At 51.6% G+C, this 17,172-nt stretch carries 15 protein-coding genes; 5 read left to right on the top strand and 10 right to left on the bottom strand.

Going from position 1 to position 17,172, the window contains the following annotated elements; translation table 11 throughout:
- Positions 1-268 precede the first annotated feature (268 nt).
- The 4 genes from PAG01S_RS18210 to PAG01S_RS18195 all read right to left on the bottom strand — a co-directional run bounded on the left by PAG01S_RS18210 (position 269) and on the right by PAG01S_RS18195 (position 4,646).
- Entirely contained in the window at positions 269-1,456 is a 1,188-nt protein-coding gene (locus tag PAG01S_RS18210) for a diguanylate phosphodiesterase (protein ID WP_062759523.1), read from the bottom strand.
- 251 nt (positions 1,457-1,707) lie between these two features.
- Positions 1,708-1,917 carry a YdgH/BhsA/McbA-like domain containing protein gene (locus PAG01S_RS18205; protein WP_033759908.1) on the bottom strand — a complete coding sequence of 70 codons (210 nt, stop codon included), beginning with the start codon at positions 1,915-1,917 and terminating at the stop codon, positions 1,708-1,710.
- A gap of 199 nt (positions 1,918-2,116) precedes the next feature.
- Positions 2,117-3,901 carry a sensor domain-containing diguanylate cyclase gene (locus PAG01S_RS18200; protein WP_062759522.1) on the bottom strand — a complete coding sequence of 595 codons (1,785 nt, stop codon included), beginning with the start codon at positions 3,899-3,901 and terminating at the stop codon, positions 2,117-2,119.
- A 520-nt stretch (positions 3,902-4,421) separates the two neighbouring features.
- Positions 4,422-4,646 carry a DUF3606 domain-containing protein gene (locus PAG01S_RS18195; RefSeq protein WP_010256955.1) on the bottom strand — a complete coding sequence of 75 codons (225 nt, stop codon included), beginning with the start codon at positions 4,644-4,646 and terminating at the stop codon, positions 4,422-4,424.
- 368 nt (positions 4,647-5,014) lie between these two features.
- Here PAG01S_RS18195 and PAG01S_RS18190 point away from each other — a divergent pair, with 368 nt between their 5' ends.
- Together PAG01S_RS18190 and PAG01S_RS18185 are read left to right on the top strand one after the other, a co-directional pair.
- Positions 5,015-5,254: a hypothetical protein gene (locus PAG01S_RS18190; RefSeq protein ID WP_062759521.1), complete on the top strand. Its 240-nt coding sequence runs from the start codon at positions 5,015-5,017 to the stop codon at positions 5,252-5,254.
- A gap of 175 nt (positions 5,255-5,429) precedes the next feature.
- Positions 5,430-5,918: an Hsp20 family protein gene (locus tag PAG01S_RS18185; protein WP_010256958.1), complete on the top strand. Its 489-nt coding sequence runs from the start codon at positions 5,430-5,432 to the stop codon at positions 5,916-5,918.
- A gap of 73 nt (positions 5,919-5,991) precedes the next feature.
- On the opposite strand, the gene PAG01S_RS18180 is transcribed toward PAG01S_RS18185, so the two are convergent.
- The 3 genes from PAG01S_RS18180 to PAG01S_RS18170 all read right to left on the bottom strand — a co-directional run bounded on the left by PAG01S_RS18180 (position 5,992) and on the right by PAG01S_RS18170 (position 8,550).
- A complete protein-coding gene (locus PAG01S_RS18180) occupies positions 5,992-6,756 on the bottom strand; it encodes a MerR family transcriptional regulator (RefSeq protein ID WP_010256962.1) in 765 nt (254 codons plus the stop codon).
- A gap of 195 nt (positions 6,757-6,951) precedes the next feature.
- Positions 6,952-7,161 (bottom strand): CsbD family protein, encoded by a 210-nt coding sequence (locus tag PAG01S_RS18175; RefSeq protein ID WP_010256969.1) that lies wholly within the window; start codon positions 7,159-7,161, stop codon positions 6,952-6,954.
- Between the two features lie 171 nt (positions 7,162-7,332).
- The gene (locus PAG01S_RS18170) at positions 7,333-8,550 is read right to left on the bottom strand and encodes a diguanylate phosphodiesterase (RefSeq protein WP_010256973.1); all 1,218 of its coding nucleotides are present in this window, start codon (positions 8,548-8,550) and stop codon (positions 7,333-7,335) included.
- 958 nt (positions 8,551-9,508) lie between these two features.
- On the opposite strand from PAG01S_RS18170, the gene PAG01S_RS22680 reads away from it, so the two are divergent.
- Positions 9,509-9,742, top strand: coding sequence for a hypothetical protein (locus PAG01S_RS22680; RefSeq protein WP_033781058.1), 234 nt, complete (start codon positions 9,509-9,511; stop codon positions 9,740-9,742).
- A gap of 75 nt (positions 9,743-9,817) precedes the next feature.
- Here the strand turns inward: PAG01S_RS22680 and PAG01S_RS18160 are convergent, their stop codons facing one another.
- Positions 9,818-10,147 carry a hypothetical protein gene (locus PAG01S_RS18160; RefSeq protein WP_010256979.1) on the bottom strand — a complete coding sequence of 110 codons (330 nt, stop codon included), beginning with the start codon at positions 10,145-10,147 and terminating at the stop codon, positions 9,818-9,820.
- Between the two features lie 642 nt (positions 10,148-10,789).
- Here PAG01S_RS18160 and PAG01S_RS18155 point away from each other — a divergent pair.
- Positions 10,790-12,448: a methyl-accepting chemotaxis protein gene (locus tag PAG01S_RS18155; protein ID WP_010256982.1), complete on the top strand. Its 1,659-nt coding sequence runs from the start codon at positions 10,790-10,792 to the stop codon at positions 12,446-12,448.
- A gap of 602 nt (positions 12,449-13,050) precedes the next feature.
- Complete coding sequence (locus PAG01S_RS18150; protein WP_062759520.1) at positions 13,051-14,976, top strand: methyl-accepting chemotaxis protein; 1,926 nt, start codon at positions 13,051-13,053, stop codon at positions 14,974-14,976.
- Positions 14,977-15,031: 55 nt separating this feature from the next.
- On the opposite strand, the gene PAG01S_RS18145 is transcribed toward PAG01S_RS18150, so the two are convergent.
- Positions 15,032-15,832, bottom strand: coding sequence for an MBL fold metallo-hydrolase (locus tag PAG01S_RS18145; RefSeq protein WP_010671947.1), 801 nt, complete (start codon positions 15,830-15,832; stop codon positions 15,032-15,034).
- 77 nt (positions 15,833-15,909) lie between these two features.
- Positions 15,910-17,025 carry a metallophosphoesterase gene (locus PAG01S_RS18140; RefSeq protein ID WP_062759519.1) on the bottom strand — a complete coding sequence of 372 codons (1,116 nt, stop codon included), beginning with the start codon at positions 17,023-17,025 and terminating at the stop codon, positions 15,910-15,912.
- Between the last annotated feature and the right edge of the window lie 147 nt (positions 17,026-17,172).

Here is a 17,172-nt window from a genome sequence, read left to right as displayed (position 1 = left end):
TTACTGGAAGAGTTAAACAGGTAACTTTACTCGCTACAGTGGTTATCAAATAGAGCTAAGCCAGGATGAGTACAGAGATTAAGGTATGGCCGGAACCATCAGGAAGGCGCTGCCGTTATCCCTGTCACAAGAACGGGTCCGATGGGGGCGCGGGGGAGGGGAGGTGTTTAGCGGGGCCGCTGCGGCTATGATACTGCTCTGCAGGACATCGGTGAAGAAAGCGGCCTCGCGCTGACGTACCGCTTTATCACCGTTGGGACAGAGAGTGTTACATCGCCTCCCGGTATTCCGGCCAGGCAACGGATTGTGCTTCATAGCGCCCTGCGGCTGCGAACAGCGTGCCCTGGAAGTTGATCACACCTGCAGCCTCCAGCCACATCCACTCTTCTGCCTGTACGATCCCTGCCGCGATGACGGTAATTTCCAGCGCGGAACAGCATTTAATAATCGCCTGAACCACCGCCTGCTTTGGCCCACTGCGATGAACATCGCGGGTGATACCGGCATCAATACGAATGCGGTCGGGCTGAATGTGAGTCAGCAAGGACAATCCCGCGGAGCCGTCACCAAAATTGTCGATCGACAGACTGATTCCGACCGCTTTTAGCGCGCGTACGGCTTCAGAGAACGCTTCCAGCTGCGAGATCACTGCGGTTTCACTTACGCCAACAACAACCTGTTCAGGAACCAGTCCCGCCTGCTGAATAGCGGTCACAATATGATCGACGGCATTGGGTATCACCACCAGCGTCATAGGCAGCAGGCTGACGTACAGTGTCATACCGTCCGGGCAGACCAGGCCAGCATGGGCAAACGTCTTTTTCACGGTTTCCAGATCGTTAACATAAAGCTGATCGCCTGAGATGTCGTCGGCGGGAGCAGGTCGCAGAGTGGTCGCTTCAATCGCTGTGACCTGACGAGCGAGGGGATCCACCACCGGGCGAAAGCTGACGCCTTCTGTCTCCGGACGGGAGTCCGGCACATCATTGTGCTCAGAAATAAACTCCCAGTAACCCGGGGGGAGGACCTCGTAGTAGTTCTCTTTCTCACGAGACTCTACAAACGTGCGCAGGAATTGCAGTGCCCGATCATCATAGGTCAGACGATATTTTGACGTCCCTTTATCCAGCACGGCCTGCAGGAGCGATGAGCGATCGTGTTCACGCAGGTCAAAGAGTGCCATGCCCGCATTACCAAAGCGGCGGTAAGGCGCATAGTCGCGCATCAGCTCCACCACATTGTGGTGCCGTCGATCTGCACAAATTCTCTGATAGACTGCCTGAATGCCCGCTTCCGGACCCTCAAGCAATTGAAAAAAATGGGTACCGTTAAATAATAATATGCCGGTCACGTCGTGAGCCGCATTTATTTTGCTGGCGTTGTCGACCATCGCGGGCAGGGTTCTGATGGGAAAGTCATCTGAAATATGGCTGCGGTATATTATGGTAGTCAGCATGTGCAGCTCCGTTTTATAAGATTGTTGCGCACACGCTAGCATTGTTCAAAAAATGTTTCATCTCTCCTTATTCACTGTCGCACAGACTGCACCACGGCAGGTGACAATAAGCGAAACGGCAAATTGTGGGGCACGGTTCCAACAATCGTAATGGGATCAGAGACGCTGAACCTGAGCAGACGAACTCATGCTTCCTGCATAATAAAAAAGGCCGCCGTAATGGCAGCCTCATCGTATTGAAGGGGTAAATGTTATTTGATCAGTTCAGCAGAGACATAAGCTCGATTATCAACGCGTGCGCCGGTAATTTTATAGGATGCACCTGCATCTTTGGCCTGTGCCGCGACTTTAGCTTCAGCAGCATCCAGGGTAGACGCGGTAGCGGTAATAGTCTGGGCAAAACTACCGAATGAAATCAGAGAAAGTGCAGTAACAGCAACGAAAATTTTGATGGGGTTCATGGTCAATTCCTTAGCGTATTTCAGTCAGGGAGAGGCGTTTTGCCTCGATGGAATGAATGATAGGCGCGATCTCGCCAGACTGACATAGCTAACTTTTGCTGATATTGATCAAATATTTTGAATATGACTTATAGGGAATATCAGAGCTCGATCTGATAGCTGAAAATGCAATCTGATATCAGATTGCGCCAGCTCCAGATTAATGACACTCGCCACGCAGCTTCCAGTGCAGCCAGTGATCCAATGCTTCTTCGTTTAACGGCTTCGAATAGAAATATCCCTGAGCCTGATCGCAGCCATACTCGGTCAGGGATGTTACTGCATCCGGACACTCAACCCCTTCTGCCACCACGGTATAGTCCAGCTCTTTAAGCATGGCGATGATGCTGCGTGCAATAATGCGTGAAGCCGTGTCAGAGGAAAGCTCACTGATCAGGGAACGATCCAGCTTAATCACATCAAGCGGCATGCGACGCAGATAACTGATATTGCTGTGGCCGGAACCGAAATCATCGAGTGAAATAGTGAATCCTCGTGCTCTGAGCATCTCCAGCCCGCGCAGGGCGGTCGGGCTTTCAAGGATACGTTCGGTTTCCAGACATTCGATTCCCAGCAGAGAGGTCGGGAGCTTAGATTTGACCATCTTACTTTCCAGTGCTGAAGCGAACCCCTCGCGCGCAAAGTCACGTACGCTGACGTTTATCGTTAGCGGCAGCTGGATACAGTTATTCCTCAGCCGGCTAAGGCGCTCAACCGCCCGATCGATAATCCAGGCTGTCAGCACAGAGAGCAGATCGGTCTGCTCAGCCAGCGGGATAAAGGCGGCAGGTGAAAGTTCGCCCCGGCTGGGATGTTGCCAGCGGATAAGCGCTTCCAGACCCACGGGTTTACCACTTTGCAGGCAAATTTTCGGCTGATAGACCATATATAGCCCGGTGTTCTCGCGTAATGCCGTTTTAAGATCGGTCATCAGCAGGAAATCTTCCGAACGCTGCGTTTCAGCCTCAGCGTCAAAGCGCTGAGAGGGCAGGCCGCGGCCGACCGCTTCATGCAGCGCACTGACCGCACGGCCTAATATTTCAGATGCTGGCATGCTGCCAGCGACAAAGTCAGCCTCACCAGTATGGGGAGTCAGCGCGACTGACAGACCTTCATCCATGTCCGCACTGATACCTTCCAGACGACCGGCTACCCACGCGGCACTGAGTCGGCTATCCGCTCGGGTCAGGATAGCAAAGCGGCCGGTGGCCACCGTATAGATCATCTCCCCAACCGCCGGACGCAGGCGTAGCGGCAGCAGAGTGGCCATATCTTTCAGCAGGCTCTCAACCGGGCTCATTCCCATGGTGCGGGCCAGTTCATAAGCACGCGACATATCGATGCAATCAATCAGAACCAGACGGCGTGGCGTGGTATCGCCGGCAACGGCAAGATATTGCAAATCACGTATCAGGCGCTGACGGTTAGGCAGCCCGGTCACCGGATCGGTAAAACCCGCCGAGTGCCAGGCTTCAAGAAAAGACATTACCAGCGTAGAGAGCAGCGTTAAGGTCGTCACCTGGTCACTGGGAAACGCATGCGGCTCGGTGTCGGTCACACATAGTGTGCCCAGAATAATGCCATCGCGTGTTTTCAGTGGCACACCGACATAAAAGCGGATAAAGGGTGAGCCAGTGATCAGGGGATGCGTGACAAAACGCGCATCGTAATAAGTATCAGGGACGATCACCGCACTGTCGCTATCAACCACGTGTCGACAAAGTGAATCCGCACGCGTTGAGCGTTGCAGTTCAAAATTGTGTGATGCCTGAACGGTCTGGAACTCATCATCCAGCACCGATATAAAGCTGCCCGGGATACCCAGGGCCTGACTGGCTAACCGGACAAACTTCCGGAGAACTTCATCGCGGCTTTCATCAGGGTCGCGCAACGCCTGTAAGGCGCGGCTGCGGCGCTCATTGTCGCCGTTTAAATTGTTTAACATGTGTGTAGAACCCCCGCACCGGCTGATTACGGAGCGAAAAAAGAAAACTGTCCGGAGCGAAATGTGATTCGGGCGGCAGGAAATATGGCGTGATTTTTTATTTTCAACTGGATAATAAGGGACTATGCAGCGGGTGTCTCTTAATATTTTCTTTAACGCATTAAAGGGGTTGTTACGATTCGAAAATTTAATCGAAGATGCGCCTGATTATTTACATTTGTACATTTTATATAGCCAGGAGAGGGTTTTTACGGTTGTTAATGTTTATGTTCCATCAGGAGATGAATAAGCATTCAGGGTGGTTAATGTTATTTCTAAGTCAGTTTTACAATTAAACAGGTCTGCAGCCAGAGACGGATCGCTATCCGCTGGTTGATCAGGAAGATAACCTATTAAAAATACAGGTAAAAGCCTGTAAAGATGAAGACCGGCAGATATGACCTGTCAGTGTACTCCTGACTGCTATAGGTCAATCCACCGCAAGATTGCCAGTAACGCGTCGCTTCAGAAAGTAATCAATTTAACCTTTCATGCCGTGTGTGAATTGTGTCGGACGACGTGGCGGCGGGTTTTGCTCCAGCCAGTCACGAACCTGTTCGGTCCGCGGCCCTCGCTCGCGGATCGCGCGTGTCAGCCTTTCCTGAGTTGTCCTCAGTTCCTGGGTCCAGTAGGTGATTTGCCACTGTTCACGAATTTCCACCTGCGACAGATCGTCGGGCGAGCGACGCTGGATAGGATTTTTCATTCATTATCCTCCTCTTTTTCAATGATTCTGCCTGAACATGACCCTCAGGCTATACCTCTATCCTGATGAAGAAAGGGCGCTTGAGGTAGCGGAATAATCCCTGAATGGCCCTTAAGGCAAATAACAGGATAATTCCTGGCAGGAGGAATAAAGCACTCTATGGAAATAGAAAAGTCTCCGTCAGGGCGAAATATGCCGCTTCGCTTATAAAAAATCATGCATAATTTTTAAACCTGAAATTTGACATTTATTTAAAATAGTCAATTATTCTGTGGTCTTTTCGTTATGGCCGCTCTCAGGTTGCTTCGCTTTTATTGATGGTGAAGCGCTGTGCCTTTGCGGTTTAATCATGTTGAAGGAGTCTTTGTTTGGTGAATCGTCCCCCCAAGCCGCCTGTGGTCGTCCAGAGTAATGTGCGTGAACTTCGTCTTGCCGCCGGGCTCTCACAGCAGAGCGCCGCTGAGCGTTTTGACCTTAGCCTGCGCGTCTGGCAAACCAAAGAAGCCGCAGGTAACCCGACACTATTAAGTCAGGGAGAATATGAGTTGCTGTTATTACTGGCTGGCTGTCATCCCCATTTTGCTCTTGCACCTCAGAGCAAAAAGTAACGGCTGCGTTAATACCCTGAAATTTATTTCTGTGGTAACCGGCTGTCTGATAACGGTAAAAAAATTATATTTACCAACTTGAAAACTGACTACTGATCCCTATTTATGGAGATGATCGGAAATATGAGCCCGATCAGATGAACTTTTGGATGAACCTGTTCAGGAGATTATCACCATGTCAGTACAACAATTTTCAGTGTTCCCTTCGCTGTCTGATTCAGTCTTTTCAGACCGCTTTAACCGCATCGATAAATTGTTCAGTCAGCTTACTGGCGACAGCCCGGTAACGTCGGTTCCCGCTTACGATCTGCAGCGGGTAGAGGATAATCGCTATGCGTTGACCGTCAGTGTACCTGGCTGGAAAGAGCATGAACTGGAGATCGAGTTACGAGGCGGACGGCTTTCAGTGGCCGGTCACAGAGAGAAACCGTCACAGGAAGCGTCTGGCGAGGCCCGGGAAGAGAACACCAGCTGGATCCACCGCGGCATTTCCCGACACGATTTCCAGCTGAGCTTTTCCATTCCAGAGCACATGAAGGTCACCGGAGCCAGCCTGGCGGAAGGTCTGCTTAGCATTGATCTGATCCAGGAAATACCGGAGAGCGAGAAACCGCGCCGTATCCCGATTGCGATCGGCGGTCAGCGTACTCTTGAACATCAGTAATATGAACAGGGCGGAAACGGCACAGGCTGTTTCCGCCTTTTTATTCACTGGCAGGTAAGAAAGTCAAAAGAGTTCAGGCGCTGGCTGCCATAAGGCTGATTTGCGACGGTAAGCCGGTATTCGTTCCGGTCAGCATGATCGGTTCACCCGCCTCAAGACTGGAGTGAAATGCAGCCTTCATCGATGCACTGATACCATCACCACACCACATCAGATGATGCTCAAAGCGGCGTTGCGCCACGGCGGGGATACCTGACGCATCTGCTGCAACTTCAACCCGAAAGCCCTGTCCGTTAAGCCGTATCGCTTCCATCCAGATCTCGGTTTCATCTGTGACGCTGACTGCTTCAAGAAACAGCGGTACGGTGCTGCGTCGTTGTGAGGCCAGCGCCAGGCGCTCCCACTGACTGACTACCGCTGAATGAAAGCGCTGCTGGCGCCGCGCCGCACCTTCGCTGAGGTCAGTGCGCAGCCAGAGGTTGAGCGGCCGCAGGTAGCGATTAACATAATCATCACCACAATAGTCGGTATTCATCATCTGTAGTTCGCGATCAACATCTGCGTCCGTATTATGCGCCAGCAGATGCAACATATCCTCTTCCCGGCAGGCCCAGCCGCCAGGCAGCGCAACGCTGGGCCAGTTAAATGCAGTATGGATATCAAAGAGCGTATGGCCCCCTGAGGTCATTTCACGCACACAGAGCGCACGCGTAAGCTGATTATCTGAGTAACCAGCAGGGCCAGGCGGCGTTATCAGCCCAGCACGGCGCCAGCGGCGCAGAGTTTCAGGAAGAACACCGACGAGACCACATACGGTGTCGGTAGAGTGCTGGGGCATAATTGATATCCGAAAGGCATTGAGATCCCATGAACAGGGAAGATGACGCAGTATGCGCGTCAGGAATAAATAAAGAAACAATCATTTCCAAAATCTGCCGGTTTATCGTGTGCTGAGATGGCAGTGGGTGAGGGGGATTAAACAGGGGTACAGGGCAGATGCCGGACGCAGAGACGCCCGGCGATTAAGCACACGTTACCAGTGGTACTTGTTGGAATCTTCCCACTCTTTCACTTCTTTTTCGGCACGATCTTTCTCGTAGCCGTAGCGTTCCTGAATTTTACCGACCAGCTGATCGCGCTTCCCTTCTACAACGGTCATATCATCATCCGTAAGATCACCCCATTTTTCCTTAACTTTACCTTTGAACTGCTTCCAGTTACCGCCAATGCGATCTTCGTTCATGGTGACTCTCCCATTTCCGGTTGTTGTCCAGTGACCTGATGAATATCTGTGTTGCCTGAAGGCTGTCAGATGAATCAAGCATGGCACAGCTTTTGCCTTTTGCAGCGAAGCGGTGTGAGCCGCATCAAATTATGGGCAAAAGGGAAGGAAAGGGGATTATCACGGCGGGGTCTATTCCGGGCGTCGTGCTGGCCAGCTTACTGCAGGCAGGGCATTGAGGGCTGGACGGGCAAACAGAAAGCCCTGGTAATAGCGTACCCCGGCACCTTCCAGCCAGAGCCACTCTTCAATTTTTTCAACCCCTTCCGCAATAACCGTAATTTCCAGCGCCTGACAGCATTTAATGATGGCCATCACAATCGCCTGACGCGGGCCACTGCGGTGGATATCGGTGATCAGCTTGCGATCGATTTTAACTTTGTCGGGCTGGAAATCGGCTAACAGCGACAGGCCAGCGAAACCGGCGCCAAAATCGTCGAGCGCCAGGCTGATCCCGGCCGCTTTCAGCTGCTGGACAGCAAACTGGAATGCGTCGAAGCGCGAGATGATCTCATCTTCGGTCACCTCAACCACCACCTGCTCTGGTCGCAATCCCTGCTGCCTGATCTGCTGGATAAGATGTTCAACAGCATCATCGATTACCACCAGCGACATGGGCAGCAGGTTGACGGAGAGCGTCTGCTCGCGCAACCCCAGATGTCTGGCCAGCTGGAAAGCGTAGGTTTTAGAGTGCAGATCGCCCTGATAGCGCTCGCTTTCTGGCAACTGCGAAAAGTAATCAGCGGGCGATGCGCCGTGCTGGCCACGTATCAAGGCTTCACAGGAGACAATCCGGCGATTCGCTGTATCCACAATAGGCTGTAGCGCAAATTCACAACGCTGACCCGGTGCCGGTTGCCAGGCTGGCTGAGATTCGGAGGTGACGGGTGTTGTCAGCGTCCACTGACTGGCAGGATCAATTTTGATAAACGTCTCTTTATCCCGCCCCTCGACGAAAGAACGCAGGAACTTCACCACCCGGTCATCTCTGATCCGTTCATCACTCAGGGTAACCCGCTTAAGCAGGGCATCCACTACGGTGTGTTTCTGATAATCACGTAAATCAAATAAGGCCATACCGGCATGACCGAAGCGACGCGCAGGGGCGTAATCCCGCATCAGCTCAATCAGGTTAAAATGCCGCTCATCCTGACTGATACGCTGGAAAACCGTGTGAACGTTGTCGACGCTACCCTCCAGCACCTGAAAAAAGTGCTGTCCGTCATAGAGCAGTATCCCGGTGACTTCAGCCTCAGCATTTTTGATACTGGCGCGCTCCACCAGCGCTTTCAATCTCTCTGGCGAGACAGAACCCGCAAGCTGGCTACGGTAAATAAGGGTGGAGAGCATAATCAGACTCACGTGGCAGAAAGTTACTGATTAAACATATCACAGAAATATTGCTGGTTAAGGGCACAACTACGACCATTATGCCGTTATATTTGCAGCATTAATTTAATCGTAGATTCAGGTAGTACTAAAGGATTCGACAATCAGGACATCAGATCGCAGTGCGGCAATAACCGGGCATAGAAATGAAGGGAAAAGAAAAACCCCCATAAAATCGGGGGCGAACAGCAGATATAGCGCATTATTATAACGTTACAGCATCCCTGGTGAGGCGCTGGTCAATCTGATATTGCCAGATTATTACGCACTTTTTATTCTCCTTACCACGTCATTCTGGCGAGGCTTTTAAGCGGGTAAAAATCCGTTTATTTGCTATTTCGGAAAATTGTTTTGAGATTCAATCCACTGTTTCAGGCTTCAGGCGATGTCAGCACAACCAATGAATTATCAGGTTACAAATCAACCACTTTTCCAGACACTCCCTTAACGTCATCAGCACAGTAGTCAGCAACGCATGAACGTTGTCGGTCTGCAGAGACAATCAGATGTTGATATCTGCCTTATCTGAAAAAAGTGCCCCCTGTAAAAGGGGGCAAGGGTAGGAGTCAGATCGCTCTGTAAAAGAAGTGGATTTCATTACAGAGCCATTCAAAGATAGGGCAAAAACGATGTTTATGCCGCTACGGTTAACTCTTTTTTTAATTAGATATCAAACAATTAAAAAGCTAACAATATTCAATGGCTATTTAAATCAATACTTTAATCAGATATGAAAACGATTTCTAAGATTAGGATTAAAGTCCTGTTTCGGCTGCTGCTTCTGCTATAAATGGCCACAATTAAGCCATTGCTTAGCGATCTGAGACTGGTAAACAGAGCAGACTTGACCCTTAAAGCGAATAATTGTACTGTTTATATATACAGCATGTTATCGATTGAGAGCCGGTGTGGGGTAGAGATGTCACAGGATGATGAGGTCTGGTCAGCATTCAAAGAGGCGGTGAGGCGGGATGATACCGGTCAGTGCACAGTGAGTACCCGGGATTTTGTGGCTGAACTGGAACAACGCAAATCACCTCACACGCTTCGGGCCGCGAATACCTGGATAGAGATGCATATCACGACTTTCAGTGATATCTCAATTGAGCCCGGGGAATGTCGACTGTTCCGTGTGCCTGCGGCGCGTGATTAAAACGTGCCGCAGCGCAGACAGGATAAGAAAGGGTTTCAGCCTGACTGCTGTAACAGATACAGGCTGAAGCAGGCATCAGAGCCTGGATGTGTTCCGACGCATGTCAGACCGATCCTGGAATTTAGGATTCGCGGGGAAGCTCTTCTCGCACGCCATGCGCGCCAGATTCAATGCGACTTTGCGTTTTTTAAGCTTTAACTTCGGCAACCACTCTTTGAACTGTGCCGTTAGCGACGCTGCCTGCTGCTCGTTGGTGACACGACAGATAAATAGCTTGCTCTTGGTCTGACGACTGACATCAATGGCATAGATCTCTACACCTGCGCTGCACACTTCATATTCAACATCCGTAAACTGCATGTGTGGCCAAAGACCGGTTCTGGTTTCAAATGTGGCTAAATCCATGACGACTACCTTTTTTTATTTTAAGCGTTATTGCTACCCAACAGACTAAAGCCTGGTCGGGCCAGTGAGCATAGACCAGATTCAGCATTCCGCCAGCGATTTCACTGATTTAATCTGGCCCTGACACAAAAGGCTAAAATCTCCCACCGTCGCCTGTTATCTGACAGGTAGCCAGTCATCCTCTTATCAGAAAATCTGATGACAGACTGTCATGCTGGTTTTTCACCCCTTCAGCTCTTCAGCTTTACAAGCCCTGCCTTTGCTGCGTCTGCGACGGTATCCCACGAATTTAAATCGCCTTCTCCTTAACAATTATCGTCAGCATCGCTGTTGAATTAGCGGGCTAATTATCAGATCCAAATGAATGGCTGCTTCCGCTTCATTGTGACCATCCGGCAGTGGAAATCTTCTGACAGGAGATGTGGCAAATTTATCTCAGATGATGAGATGTAAAAAGGTGTGTCAAAATAAAAATGAATAAATGGCAGAGTAGTGTTCTGGCTAGTTCACTCTGTACCATTCGCAAGGAAAAATAAAAAAATATATTCGCCATGCTTAATTAAAGCCCTGCAGACAAGAGCCGATAAGAACGATCCAACTTTAAATTATGTCCAGATTATTCTTTTTTTGCCGGGGGCAAGTATGACTATTACACAACGTCTGGTATTGATTTTCTCACTGCTTGCAATGTCACTGATTGCGCTGGTGATTATCTCTTTATCAGTAATTTCGGGCTTTCAATCCCGCTTTGAATATGTACAGATGAACGCAATACCCAGCATTCGCGATCTCAATAAATCGATCAGCGTGACCAATCAGTTGGGTATTGCGCTTTATCGCCACCACAGCACCAGCGATGCGGCAAAATTCCCTGCTGCAGAAGAGCGCATTGAGAATCTGCTTACGCAGATTAAGTCGCTCAATGATTACTACATGGCTAACGACATCTCGAACGATGAAGACAAAGCGATGACGGAACAGGCCTATAAAAATCTGGATGCGGTCCGCAGCGCATTGCCGGCATTTCTTGCCGCGTCACGCGCCCATAATGATGCGGTCACGCTGCCGTTATTGCAGAGTGAGGGCGGTATTGGTGCCGCATCCCGTAAGATGGAAGCGGATTTCACTCGTCAGATTCAGCTGAATATCGATATTGGCGAACAGCTCAGGGCGGAGAACAAGCGCGTTTATAGCCAGACCCTGTGGGCGATGTCTGGCGGATCGCTGCTGCTTATTCTGATACTGGCCGGTTTCTCCACTAAGGTGATTCTCGGCATCAAAAAGAGCCTCTCAGGCATGGTCAATACCATGACGCAGGTGAGTCATACCCTCGACCTGACTCATACCGCGGAGGTCCGCAGTAAGGATGAGATCGGCAAAACGGCGATGGCATTTAATCAGCTGCTGGCGCGCGTTTCCGGCACGCTGCTCTCCGTCAGTCACGCCGCGCAATCGGTGAGTACCGGATCAACGCAGATAGCGGCGGGCAACGAAGATCTCTCTGCACGCACGGAAGAACAGGCGGCTTCACTGGAGCAAACCTCAGCCAGCATGGCGACACTGAGCGAAACGGTGCGACAGAACTCAGAAGGTGCGCAACAGGCCAGCAGCCTGGCAAATAACGCGAATCACATGTCAATCCAGAATGGGACGGCGGTGAAGCAGATGCTCAGCACCATGGATGAAATCCGCGCCAGCTCTGCCAAAATCTCTGAAATTACCGGACTGATTGAAGGCATCGCGTTTCAGACCAATATTCTGGCGCTGAATGCGGCAGTCGAGGCAGCGCGTGCAGGCGAGCATGGTCGCGGCTTCGCCGTTGTTGCCTCTGAAGTGCGCAATCTGGCGCAGCGCTCCTCTTCTGCCGCCCGTGAAATTAAGGATCTTATCTCAACATCGGTTTCACAGGTCGAGCACGGTTTAGAGCAGGCCAGCGGCGTTGGATCTAACAGTGAAAATGTCCGTCAGGCGATTCAGCAGGTGGCCGATCTGGTCAATGAGATTGCGGCGGCTACCTCTGAGCAGAGTAAAGGCATTGAACAGGTTCATCAGGCCATTGGCCAGATGGATGAAGTGACGCAACAGAACGCCTCGCTGGTGGAAGAGGCCTCATCCGCCTCTAAGTCGCTGCAGGAGCAGGCAGAAACGCTGTCGGGGCTGGTGGCGACCTTTAAGCTGGAAAGCGATAACCGTGCAGTACAGTCGCAGCAGACCGCTGCAGTACGGCGTCCGGTATTACACACAAAGCAGCCTGAGCACCAGACCATCGACCTGACTAAGGCGAACTGGGAAAGTTTTTAATAGTTGAGCAGTAACTTAAGGGCCTCCACAATGTGGGGGCTTTTTTTATCTTAAATCAAAATAAATAAAGCGGCTTTTCCTGAAATAAATATAATATGAAATCGATTTCATTTTAAAATCGCAAATAACTCTTTAGGGTTATAAGGTTTAAATTGGAATTTGCCGGGCGTAGATATTTGTTTTGATAGTCTGGTGATAATGAGTCAGATACAGGCAGGATGTCAGTTATCGGCTATTCATGATGTAACTTGAATTTATTTATCTTCAAAACAATAACGCTGAAGTCAGGCTCGTTGCTTAATGCTTTTTGCCAGGTGTTTTTATTTCAATTTTATGATTTGTAAGGTATTTTTTTAAGTTTGGCTTAGGCGGATATTGAAGTAAATATTGTCATTTTATTCACTGTAAAATAACGCAGCGCAATCTATACTCCCTTCCGTGTTATATGTACTTCTGATTTTTTTACGAAACTCCTTTCTTCATAGCGACATTGTGCTGCATGAGGCATCTCTGGCTATGTCAAAGAAACGGTAAAAATAATATTACGAAAGCTATTTCGTGCGCTACACACCTGCACGTCTCACACATCAGAGCGGAAAAGAATGAAAAAAATACTCGACCGGATTAATTTGCCAGCGAAATTCCTGTTACTCGGATCCTTTGCGCTGGTGCTGTTTATTTTACCCACCTTTCTGTTTATTCAGACGGGCAACCAGCTTATCGATACAAAGAAAGTTGAGCTCACCGGGATTCCGGTTGAGAAAAAAGTTCTTCAGTTACTTAACCTGCTACAGCGTCATCGGGCTGAAAGCGCAATCGCAATTGGCCAGAATAAACCAGATAACCCGCCGCGTATGGCATTAGTGGCCCAGATTAATAGTCTGTCTGAGAGCATTGCTGCCGATTTGCGCCAAAGCGATGAGCAGGCGCAGCCATTAAAGCGCCTTGAGCAGGTTAATCAGGAGTGGCGTCAGTTACAGGAGGACCTCAATGGCGGCCGACTGACGCTGGCGAGCAGCCTGACGAATCATACTCATCTGATTCAGGTGCTGCTGGACACCAATCAGGATGTGCTGGATTTTTATCAACTTTCACTGGATGCCGATTTAAATACCTACCAGCTGATCGTGAGTATCTTTAGTCGCCTGCCGCTGCTCACTGAAACGCTGGGTCAGATTCGCGGCAATGGTGCCTCGCTGATTGCCAGCGGTAAAGTATCTGATGCCGAGCGTAGTCGTCTGGCATTTCAGCTTGATAATGGCAAAACGGCACTGTCGCAGTTCAGCAGCAATATGGATAAGGTGTTTATGATTGAACCGGATCTCAAAGCGACCTTTGGTGATCTGGCGCAGAATGCGAAACAGCAGGCCCTGAGTGCATTGCAACTGGCTGAAGGCGCTATCGTAACCGGACAGGTCAGCATTACGCCGGTTGAATACGTGCGGGTCTTAACTGAGGCGATTAACCGCTACGGCATGCTGGGTAATCAGAGCAGCGATCGACTGCAGGGATTACTGCTATCGCAAATTGATGAGCGTCGTCAGGGACAGTATCTGTTACTGGCAGGTCTGTTTGCTGTCGCGCTGCTGGCCATTCTGCTGGCCGTCATGATTACCCGTTCAGTGACCCGTCCGGTTAAAGAAGCGGTCGAAGTTGCCAGCCGCGTCGCGGCGGGCGATCTGACGGCACAGCTGAACGTTTCCGGCAGCAATGAGATGGCTGAGCTGCTGAATGCACTGATGCGGATGCAGCAGCGTCTTGCTCAGCTGGTGTCGGATATCAAAGGTAACGCGGCTACCATCGCCAACTCCTCAGAAGAGATTGCCCGTGGCAATGGCGATCTGTCGTCGCGCACCGAGCAACAGGCGGCTTCACTGGCTGAAACGGCTGCCAGCATGGAGCAGCTGGCGGCAATCATTCAGCAGAACGCGGATAACACGCGCTTTGCCTCTGCCCGTGCAGAATCTGCCACGCAGGCTGCACTCTCCAGTGGTGCAGCAATGGATTCGGTGATGGAGACCATGCACAAAATTCGTGGCAGCTCAGGTAAAATTGAAGAGATTACCTCGGTGATCGACAGTATCGCCTTCCAGACCAACATTCTGGCACTGAATGCGGCCGTTGAAGCGGCACGCGCCGGTGAGCAGGGTAAAGGTTTTGCGGTCGTCGCGTCGGAAGTGCGGGCACTGGCACAACGTTCAGCCAGTGCAGCTAAAGAGATCAAGGGTCTGATTGAGCAGTCAGTCGGCCACGCGCAGGAAGGGATCGCCATGGCGCAGAACGCAGGCGATAAGGTGAAACAGAGCGTCAGCGCCATTGAACAGACCTCTCAGCTGATGCGCGACATCACTTCTTCATCCGAAGAGCAGAGCAGTGGCATCTCGCAGGTCAATATTGCGGTGAACCAGATGGATCAGGTGACGCAGCAGAACGCCGTGCTGGTAGAAGAGTCGGCCTCCTCAGCTGATGAACTCGCCGCGCGCGCAGGGCAGTTACGTACGATGGTTGCGGTGTTCCAGACCGCATAATGGTGTTAAACAGCCGCCTGTGGGCGGCTGTTCTCTTCTCAGCATTTATTCCGCGCTACGCCTGATGATCCTGCAGACAGGCCAGATACTTCTCTCCCGACCGCATCACCTTCTCTTTTGCCTGCTGATGGATATCCTGCCCTTCAAACGCGCCATACAGTTGCCCGAATGTCACGCCGGAGAGCCTATGCAGTATGTCGCCTACCGTAGCGGCTGACAGCGGCAGCATATTCGGGTAGCTCCACATAAACGACACGCCATGCGCACCCGGCGTGACCTGGATAATATCACCCGCCAGAATCATCCCATCACCTTCGTCCCAGTGCAGCACGCTGCCGCCGGGAAAATGGCCGCCCAGCCGTAACAGCGTCACAGAGGGCATCAGCGTCAGCGACTCGCCCTGCCATAACTGGATATGCGGACTCTTCCGCACAATCCATTGGCGATCCCGGGCGTGCAGATGAATGGGCGCATTAAACGCTTCAGCCCACTCCTGCATGGTGGTGTAGTAGTGCGGATGTGAAATCGCGATAGCATCAATGCCGCCCAGCGCCGCGATCAGCGTGTAGGTGGCATCATCAAGGTTGGCAATGCAGTCCCACAGTACGTTGCCATGCGGCGTGCGCAGCAGAAAAGCGCGCTGGTTGATAGCAAACTCAGGCACGGTTTTAAGACTTAACAGCGCATCGCTGTGAGCCGTCCACTTATTGGCGTGGCTGGCGCGCAGTTCATCAAACGCGATCCAGCGCTGACCGGCGGCTGGAACGTACTGGCGTTCATCATCACAGATTTTACAGTGCTGATGAGTGGAATGAGCGGGATAAGCTGTTCCGCAGGCGGTACATAACATCGTCATGGTGATCTCCTTTGTCTCACTCAATCTTATGCACACCTGCGAAAACCGCACTTTCCTGACGCCATTTTGTTACGCGATTACGGCTGGCGGCGAAGGGTAATCCGGGTGAGTTCTGAGGGACGACCCAGCCTCACCGCCATGCCTGGCCAGAGTGCCGTGCCGTTATTCACATAGAGCTGCATTCCGCCGACCTGATAAAGCCCGGAAACAAACCCGGCGTTGGGTTTAGCAAACAGCCTGTCCAGCCCGATAATCAGGCCGCCATGTGTATGTCCTGAGAGCTGCACATCCACGCCCTGCGCTGCGTTCTGGCGTGCATTGCGTGGCTGGTGATCCAGCAGGATTACCGGCGCGTTTTCAGGTGCCTGTTCCAGCGCGCGGGCCAGATCCGGGCCGACCGCGTTTCTGCCGGGTGCGGAGGCGTCCGGCAGGCCGGCAATCACCAGCTTTGCGGTTCCGCGCTGGATCACGGTATGGCTGTTGAGCAGAGGTTGCAGACCCAGTGAGGCCAGATGCGCCGTCCAGATTGCCTGATGGAAGAAATATTCGTGGTTGCCGGTGATAGCCCATACGCCGTCAGGCGCTGCCAGCCCGCGCAGCGGCGCAACGTCCTGCCGCCGATGCGCCAGGCTGCCATCGATCACATCGCCTGTGACCACAATCAGATCGGCTTTGAGAGACATTGCCCGTTCAACCATTGCGGCGGTCCAGGCCGCATTAAACAACCGGGTGATATGCAGGTCGGTCAGCTGCAGCAGCTGATAGCCATCGAACTCAGCGGGCAGGTTGGGCAGCGCAAGAGTCACATCTTTGACCGGCGGCACGCGTATCGCCTGCTGAACGCCAAAGGCAGCCAGCCCCATCGCCAGCACAACGGCCAGATAGCGAACACCGGGAACCAGCTCCAGCGGATGACGCAACAGCAGGGCAATCAGCATGACCGCATCCATCAGCATCTGAAGCAGCGCCAGCAGCAGCACTGTGCTGTACGCCCAGTTAAACAGAATGATGATGATGCGGGGCATTTCAGCGGAGAAGATCCCGCCCGAGGTAAAACGGCTCACCAGAAGATATTGTGAAGCCAGCAGCACCAGAGCGGAGAGCAGGATCTTTATAGCCAGTGGCAGGGACAAAGGAATAATGACGCGCGCAATTACATACCAGCTGGGTAAGCTGAAAATCAGGTGAAACATGGCATTTTTCCGGTAGGGCGCTGAACATCTGCGCAGGCAAAAAAGAGTCGATCGTTTATAGAGCCGTTTTCAGGACTGTAGTGTATATGATGTTACCGTCAGGCTTGCTTCACGTCGGGTGCTTTACAGGCGGTAAAGCAGGCAGAG

The sequence above is a fragment of the Pantoea agglomerans NBRC 102470 genome (assembly GCF_001598475.1).
Taxonomy (GTDB): domain Bacteria; phylum Pseudomonadota; class Gammaproteobacteria; order Enterobacterales; family Enterobacteriaceae; genus Pantoea; species Pantoea agglomerans.
Note: the sequence above shows the minus strand (reverse complement) of the source record. Positions and strands in the feature narration are given on the sequence as shown.